This is a genomic window from Pseudomonas protegens, from assembly GCF_003732485.1.
Classification (GTDB): Bacteria; Pseudomonadota; Gammaproteobacteria; order Pseudomonadales; family Pseudomonadaceae; genus Aquipseudomonas; species Aquipseudomonas protegens_B.
Window position 1 is genome coordinate 45,711 of sequence record NZ_MOAK01000028.1, and the last position, 7,326, is coordinate 53,036.

Annotated in this window: 7 protein-coding genes; 1 reads left to right on the forward strand and 6 read right to left on the reverse strand. The window is 58.5% G+C overall.

From position 1 onward, the window contains the following. Window positions 1-7: 7 nt before the first annotated feature. The 3 genes from sdhA to sdhC are packed head-to-tail and all read right to left on the reverse strand — an operon-like array spanning window position 8 to window position 2,532. On the reverse strand, window positions 8-1,780 hold the full coding sequence (sdhA, locus tag BLX41_RS03850) for a succinate dehydrogenase flavoprotein subunit (protein ID WP_102878886.1): 1,773 nt from the start codon (window positions 1,778-1,780) through the stop codon (window positions 8-10). Between the two features lie 3 nt (window positions 1,781-1,783). After that, the gene (sdhD, locus tag BLX41_RS03855; RefSeq protein WP_011060049.1) at window positions 1,784-2,152 is read right to left on the reverse strand and encodes a succinate dehydrogenase, hydrophobic membrane anchor protein; all 369 of its coding nucleotides are present in this window, start codon (window positions 2,150-2,152) and stop codon (window positions 1,784-1,786) included. Beyond that, entirely contained in the window at window positions 2,146-2,532 is a 387-nt protein-coding gene (sdhC, locus tag BLX41_RS03860) for a succinate dehydrogenase, cytochrome b556 subunit (protein ID WP_015634665.1), read from the reverse strand. Before sdhC ends, sdhD begins: the two co-directional genes overlap by 7 nt. Window positions 2,533-2,882: 350 nt before the next feature. Between sdhC and gltA the strand changes: the two genes are divergently transcribed. Continuing rightward, window positions 2,883-4,172 (forward strand): citrate synthase, encoded by a 1,290-nt coding sequence (gene gltA / locus BLX41_RS03865; protein WP_011060047.1) that lies wholly within the window; start codon window positions 2,883-2,885, stop codon window positions 4,170-4,172. A gap of 302 nt (window positions 4,173-4,474) precedes the next feature. Here gltA and BLX41_RS03870 read toward each other — a convergent pair whose 3' ends face one another. The 3 genes from BLX41_RS03870 to BLX41_RS03880 all read right to left on the reverse strand — a co-directional run. Next, window positions 4,475-6,133: a cation acetate symporter gene (locus BLX41_RS03870; RefSeq protein ID WP_123723845.1), complete on the reverse strand. Its 1,659-nt coding sequence runs from the start codon at window positions 6,131-6,133 to the stop codon at window positions 4,475-4,477. Next, window positions 6,130-6,441, reverse strand: coding sequence for a DUF485 domain-containing protein (locus BLX41_RS03875; protein WP_123723846.1), 312 nt, complete (start codon window positions 6,439-6,441; stop codon window positions 6,130-6,132). The genes BLX41_RS03870 and BLX41_RS03875 overlap by 4 nt, the downstream gene beginning before the upstream one ends. Before the next feature lie 190 nt (window positions 6,442-6,631). Beyond that, window positions 6,632-7,326: glycine betaine ABC transporter substrate-binding protein (locus tag BLX41_RS03880; protein WP_259744390.1), on the reverse strand; the 695-nt coding region annotated here is incomplete at its 5' end.

Below are 7,326 nucleotides of genomic sequence, written 5' to 3' on the forward strand. Positions count from 1 at the left end.
TCACCCTTTAGTAAGTCCGGACTTTTGGTTCGAAAGTCGGAACAGTCTTCGGCGAGAAGTTGACCGCACGCTTGGCAACGCGCTTCTCACCCGGGAAGTACAGGGTGTGGCACAGCCAGTTTTCGTCGTCACGGTCTTCAAAGTCTTCACGGGCGTGAGCGCCGCGGGACTCTTTACGCACTTCGGCAGCGATGGCAGTGGCTTCAGCCACTTCCAGCAGGTTCTGCAGCTCAAGTGCTTCGATACGCGCAGTGTTGAAAGCTTGAGACTTGTCGTTGATCTTGACGTTGGCGATACGCTCGCGCAGCTCAGCCAGCTGGGCAATACCCTTCTGCATGTATTCGCCAGTACGGAATACACCGAAGTAGTTCTGCATGCAGTTCTGCAGCTCGCGGCGCAGGGTTGCAACGTCTTCACCGGTGGTGCGCTCGTTGAGCTTGGCCAGGCGGTTCAGGGCAACGTCGACGTCGGTGTCGCTGGCATCGCGGTATTCGATACCGTCGGTCAGCGCTTTTTCCAGGTGCAGGCCAGCTGCACGACCGAACACCACCAGGTCCAGCAGCGAGTTGCCGCCCAGACGGTTGGCGCCGTGAACCGATACGCAAGCCACTTCACCCACTGCGAACAGGCCAGGGATGATGGTGTCTTCGCCAGCAGCGTTCTGAGTGATCGCCTGACCATGAATGTTGGTGGCGACGCCGCCCATCATGTAGTGGCAGGTTGGAACGACCGGAACTGGAGCAACGACCGGGTCAACGTGTGCGAAGGTCTTGGACAGCTCGCAGATACCAGGCAGACGGCTGTGCAGCACTTCCTCGCCCAGGTGATCGAGTTTGAGCATCACGTGGTCGCCGTTCGGGCCACAGCCGTTGCCGGCGATGATTTCCTTGACCATGGAACGCGCAACAACGTCGCGGCCAGCCAGGTCTTTGGCGTTCGGAGCATAACGCTCCATGAAACGCTCGCCATGCTTGTTGATCAGGTAACCACCCTCACCACGGCAACCTTCGGTTACCAGTACACCGGCGCCGGCGATGCCGGTCGGGTGGAACTGCCACATTTCGATGTCTTGCACCGGAACGCCGGCACGCAGCGCCATACCAACGCCGTCACCGGTGTTGATCAGGGCGTTGGTGGTGGAGGCGTAGATACGACCTGCGCCGCCGGTGGCCAAAACGGTGGCCTTGGAGCGGATGTAGGTGGTTTCGCCGGTTTCGATGCAAATAGCGATCACGCCGACAAAGGCGCCATCCTGGTTCTTCACCAGATCAACCGCGTACCACTCGTTGAGGAACGTGGTGCCGGCTTTCAGGTTGCCCTGATAAAGGGTGTGCAGCAGCGCGTGACCGGTACGGTCGGATGCGGCACAGGTACGAGCGGCCTGGCCGCCCTTGCCGTAATCCTTGGATTGACCACCGAAAGGACGCTGGTAGATACGACCGGTTTCGGTACGGGAGAACGGCAGACCCATGTGGTCCAGTTCGAAGACCGCAGCCGGGCCTTCCTGACACATGTATTCGATAGCGTCCTGGTCACCGATGTAGTCGGAACCCTTGACGGTATCGTACATGTGCCAGCGCCAGTCATCGTTCGGGTCCGCCGAGGCGATCGCGCAAGTGATGCCGCCCTGGGCAGACACAGTGTGCGAACGGGTCGGGAACACCTTGGTGATCACTGCAGTCTTGTGGCCGCCCTGGGCCAGCTGCAGTGCGGCGCGCATGCCGGCGCCGCCGCCGCCAATGATGATGGCGTCGAAAGAAATGGTTGGAATGTTAGCCATGAATCAGATACCCCAGAGAATCTGCACACCCCAGACGAAGTAAGCGAACATCGCGACGCCGCATACTGCCTGGAAAAGGAAACGTACTGCTGTGGCCGACTTGCCCAGCGCCATCGGCGTCAGGTAGTCAGTCGAGATGGTCCACATGCCGACCCAGGCGTGAGCGCCCAGGGCCACCATGGCCAGCAGACTGAAGATACGCATCCAGTTGTTTGCGAACAGGCCATGCCACTGGGTGTAGTCAATGCCCGGGTTCGCTACGAGGTATCCGATCAGGAAAATGAAATAAGCCGCGAGAACGACCGCAGACACACGCTGTGCCATCCAGTCATAAAGGCCCGAACGCGACAGGTTCGTAACGCTGGTTACCATATCCAAACTCCCGCCAGAACGATTACCACCACGGATACGGCGATAACGATTTTCGAGCCCAGCTTGCCGCCTTCCAGCGTCTCACCGATGCCCATGTCCATGATCAGATGGCGTACACCGGCCACCAAGTGATACAGCAAGGCGGACAGGAGGCCCCATGCAACGAATTTGGCCAGCGGACTGGTCAAGCACGCCTTCACCTCGGCATAGCCTTCCTCGGAGCCCAGGGACTTGCTCAATGCGTAAAGCATGATGCCGATGCCCAGGAAGAGGATGATGCCGGAAACACGGTGGAGAAACGACGTAACGCCGGTGATGGGGAGTTTGATGGTCCTTAGGTCTAGGTTTACAGGTCGTTGGCTATTCACGGCTTTTTTCACACTGAAGAGCCCCTAACAATCAGGGCAAAGTTGTTGGGGAGTGCACTGGTCAGGCAACCACTACCCAGGGAGTGCGACCCCCAATAAAGCGGGCCCAGAAGCCTACGGAGGTCGGTGGCCGAGTATAGACAGTTAGGCTACTAATGACAACGCAAACACCTTCCCCTAATAGCTGATTGCGTTAGCCTTATAAAAGGCGTAAATGGCAGTGAATTTCGCTAAAAAATCCCTCCCAAAGCCTTCTGGGACAAGACTTTAGGCAAATTGACATTCAGATTTATCTCACTATAGTGGTGCGGGCCCTGCGTGGGGGGTCTGTCTGATGATTTCAAGCATAAATAGGAGGCCACATGGCTGACAAAAAAGCGCAGTTGATCATCGAGGGCGCAGCCCCCGTCGAGCTGCCCATTTTAACCGGCACCGTTGGTCCCGATGTAATTGATGTTCGGGGCCTGACGGCCACGGGCCGCTTCACTTTTGACCCGGGTTTCATGTCGACCGCCTCCTGCGAGTCGAAAATCACCTATATCGACGGCGACAACGGCATTCTGTTGCACCGCGGCTACCCGATCGAACAACTGGCTGAAAAGTCGGACTACCTGGAAACCTGCTACCTGCTGCTCAACGGTGAATTGCCTACCGCCGAACAGAAGGCCCAGTTCGTCAGCACCGTGAAAAACCACACCATGGTTCACGAGCAGTTGAAGAGCTTCTTCAACGGTTTCCGCCGCGACGCCCACCCAATGGCGGTAATGTGCGGCGTAGTAGGTGCACTCTCGGCGTTCTACCACGACTCCCTGGACATCAATAACCCGCAGCATCGCGAAATCTCCGCTGTGCGCCTAGTAGCCAAGATGCCGACCCTGGCAGCGATGGTTTACAAGTACTCCATGGGCCAGCCGATGATGTATCCACGCAACGACCTGTCGTACGCGGAAAACTTCCTGCACATGATGTTCAACACCCCGTGCGAGATCAAACCGATCAGCCCGGTACTGGCCAAGGCAATGGACCGGATCTTCATCCTCCACGCCGACCACGAACAGAACGCCTCGACTTCCACCGTGCGTCTTGCCGGCTCTTCGGGTGCCAACCCGTTCGCCTGTATCGCTGCCGGTATCGCCGCGCTCTGGGGCCCTGCCCACGGCGGCGCCAACGAAGCCGTGCTGACCATGCTCGACGAAATTGGCGATGTATCGAACATCGACAAGTTCATCGCCAAGGCCAAGGACAAGAACGATCCGTTCAAACTCATGGGCTTCGGTCACCGCGTGTATAAAAACCGCGACCCGCGCGCAACCGTGATGAAGCAGACCTGCGACGAAGTCCTGAAAGAACTGGGCATCAACAACGATCCTCAGCTCGAACTGGCCATGCGCCTGGAAGAGATCGCCCTGACCGATCCGTACTTCATCGAACGCTCCCTGTACCCGAACGTCGACTTCTACTCGGGGATCATCCTCAAGGCGATCGGCATTCCGACCAGCATGTTCACCGTGATCTTCGCCCTGGCGCGTACCGTCGGCTGGATCTCCCACTGGAAAGAAATGCTCTCCAGCCCTTACAAGATCGGCCGTCCCCGTCAGCTGTACACCGGCTACGAGTCGCGCGACATCACCAAGCTGGAAGACCGCAAGTAAGACCTGCCTTGCGCACACGTCTTAGCTGCACCGGATACGACCTCTAACAGAGGTCGTATTTGTTTCTGCCCTCCTCCTCCTCCTCCTCCTCCTCCTCCTCCTCACAGCACGACGCCAACACACTCGTAGGAGCCAGCTTGCCGGCGAAGAGGCCCTCAAGCCCCGTACCACCTCCACCGACGCCGTCACTGGCAAGCCCGCACCTGCACCTCCGACGCCAGGCAAAAAAATGCCCCGGTCTCTCGACCAGGGCATTTGGCTACTACACAGCCTCTATATAGAAGCCGCTACACAAGACCCACTCAGTGCGACACCGCCCCACTGGCGCCCAGGCCGGTTTGCGAACGCACGAACTGCGGGAAGAACAAGGCCCGCTCATTGGCCGCCGAAGCCGACTTGTCAGTGATGGAGAAGAACCAGATACCGACAAAGGCAATGATCATCGAGAACAGCGCCGGGTACTCGTACGGGAAGATCGCCTTCTCGTGATGCAGGATCTGCACCCAGATGGTCGGGCCGAGAATCATCAATGCCACCGCACTGACCAGGCCCAGCCAGCCGCCAATCATGGCGCCACGGGTGGTGAGCTTCTTCCAGTACATGGAGAGCAGCAGCACCGGGAAGTTGCAACTGGCAGCGATGGAGAACGCCAGGCCCACCATGAACGCAATGTTCTGGCTCTCGAAGAGAATGCCCAGGCCGATGGCCAGCACGCCCAAGGCCACGGTAGTGATCTTGGAAACGCGAATCTCATCCTTCTCGTTGGCCTTGCCCTTCTTGATCACACTGGCATAGAGGTCGTGGGACACCGCCGAAGCGCCTGCCAGAGTCAACCCTGCCACTACCGCCAGAATGGTGGCGAAGGCGACCGCCGAGATGAAGCCGAGGAACACGCTGCCACCCACTGCATTGGCCAGGTGCACCGCCGCCATGTTGTTGCCACCCAGCAAGGCGCCTGCGGCATCCTTGAAGGCCGGATTGGTGCTCACCAGCAGGATCGCGCCAAAACCGATGATGAAGGTCAGGATGTAGAAGTAACCAATGAAGCCAGTAGCGTAGAGCACACTCTTACGGGCTTCCTTGGCATCGCTCACGGTGAAGAAGCGCATCAGGATATGCGGCAGGCCGGCAGTGCCGAACATCAGCGCGAGCCCCAGGGAGAATGCCGAGATCGGGTCCTTCACCAGACCGCCAGGGCTCATGATCGCCTCACCTTTGGGGTGAACCTTGATCGCCTCGGAGAACAGGGTGTTGAAATCGAAGTTGACGTGCTTCATCACCATCAGCGCCATGAAGGACGCACCGGACAGCAGCAGCACCGCCTTGATGATCTGTACCCACGTGGTGGCCAGCATGCCGCCGAACAGCACATACAGGCACATCAGGATCCCCACCAGAATCACCGCCACATGGTAGTCGAGGCCGAACAGCAGCTGGATCAGCTTGCCGGCACCCACCATCTGCGCGATCAGGTAGAACGCCACCACCACCAGCGAGCCACAGGCCGACAACGTACGGATCTGGGTCTGGCCTAGGCGATAGGACGCCACGTCGGCAAAGGTGTACTTGCCCAGGTTGCGCAGGCGCTCGGCGATCAGGAACAGAATGATCGGCCAGCCCACCAGGAAGCCGATGGAGTAGATCAGGCCGTCATAGCCGGAAGTGAACACCAGCGCGGAAATCCCCAGGAAGGACGCCGCCGACATGTAATCACCGGCAATGGCCAGGCCGTTCTGGAAGCCGGTGATCTTGCCACCCGCCGCGTAATAGTCGGCAGCCGACTTGTTGCGTTTGGATGCCCAATAAGTGATGCACAGAGTGGCCCCGACGAAGACCACGAACATCACGATCGCCGATACGTTGAGGGGTTGCTTGTGGACTTCGCCAGTCAAAGCGTCTGCGGCCCAGAGGGCAGGAGCGAAAGCGGCAAGACCGAGTGCTGCGAATAGACGTCGGATCATTGCTGAGCCTCCTTCAGGATCGCATTGTTCAGGTCATCGAACTCGCCATTGGCGCGTCGCACATAGATGGCCGTCAGGATGAAGGCCGAGACAATCAAGCCCACACCAATGGGAATGCCCCAGGTGATGGACGAGGTTGGACTGAGTTTGGCGCCCAGGATCTGGGGACCGTAAGCGATCAAGAGAATGAAAGCCGAGTAAAGCCCAAGCATGATCGCCGAGAGAATCCAGGCGAACCGCTCTCGCTTGCTGACCAGCTCCTTGAAGCGCGGGCTGTTTTGAATCGAGAGGTAAATGCTGTCGTTCATTGTTTTTATCCTCGCAGCACAGATTTTAGGTAGAACCTAATCCACTCTATGCGGCTGTGAGGCAGGTTCCAGACGACCTTAGTATTAGAACGACATTAGCCACCTCGCCAGCTTTCCACCCCAAAAAACACAAGGCCGCCCGCTGATTTCAGCGGGCGGCCTCGCAACCCTTGTTCTAGACGCCTGGCTACTATTTAGCTGTCCACTCGGCAACCCGATCCGGGTGCTTGCTCACCCAGTCCTTGGCCGCCACATCCGGTTTTGCGCCGTCTTGAATGGCCAGCATGACTTCGCCGATTTCATCCTTCGACGCCCACTGGAACTTCTTCAGGAACGCAGCCACTTCCGGCGCTTTCTTCTCCAGCCCCTTGCTGCCGATGCTGTTGACGGTTTCAGCGGCGCCATACACGCCTTTCGGATCTTCAAGGAAGCGCAGCTTCCACTTGGCGAACATCCAGTGCGGCACCCAGCCGGTCACGGCGATGGAGTCCTGTTTCTCTTCGGCCCGGGTCAGTTCGGCAATCATCGCCGCTCCGGAGCTGGCCTGCAGCTTGTAGTCCAGGCCGTAGTCCTTGATCGCCTGGTCGGTCTTGAGCATCACGCCGGACCCGGCATCGATGCCGACAATCTTGTTCTTGAAACTGGTATCGGTCTTGAGATCCTCAATGGTCCTGGCCTTGACGTACTCCGGCACGATCAAGCCGATCTTGGCGTCCTTGAAGTTGGGACCGTAGTCCACCACCTTGTCCTTGTTCTTGGTCCAGTACTCACCATGAGTCACCGGCAACCAGGCCGAAAGCATGGCGTCGAGCTTGCCGGTGGCCACACCCTGCCACATGATCCCGGTCGCCACCGCCTGCAACTTGACGTCATAACCGAGCTTCT

What these genes read in the sequence shown, in the direction of transcription:
- sdhA (WP_102878886.1), bottom strand. Translation starts at nt 1,780, where the DNA reads ATGGCTAACATTCCAACCATTTCTTTCGACGCCATCATCATTGGCGGC.
- sdhD (WP_011060049.1), bottom strand. Translation starts at nt 2,152, where the DNA reads ATGGTAACCAGCGTTACGAACCTGTCGCGTTCGGGCCTTTATGACTGG.
- gltA (WP_011060047.1), top strand. Translation starts at nt 2,883, where the DNA reads ATGGCTGACAAAAAAGCGCAGTTGATCATCGAGGGCGCAGCCCCCGTC.
- BLX41_RS03870 (WP_123723845.1), bottom strand. Translation starts at nt 6,133, where the DNA reads ATGATCCGACGTCTATTCGCAGCACTCGGTCTTGCCGCTTTCGCTCCT.
- BLX41_RS03875 (WP_123723846.1), bottom strand. Translation starts at nt 6,441, where the DNA reads ATGAACGACAGCATTTACCTCTCGATTCAAAACAGCCCGCGCTTCAAG.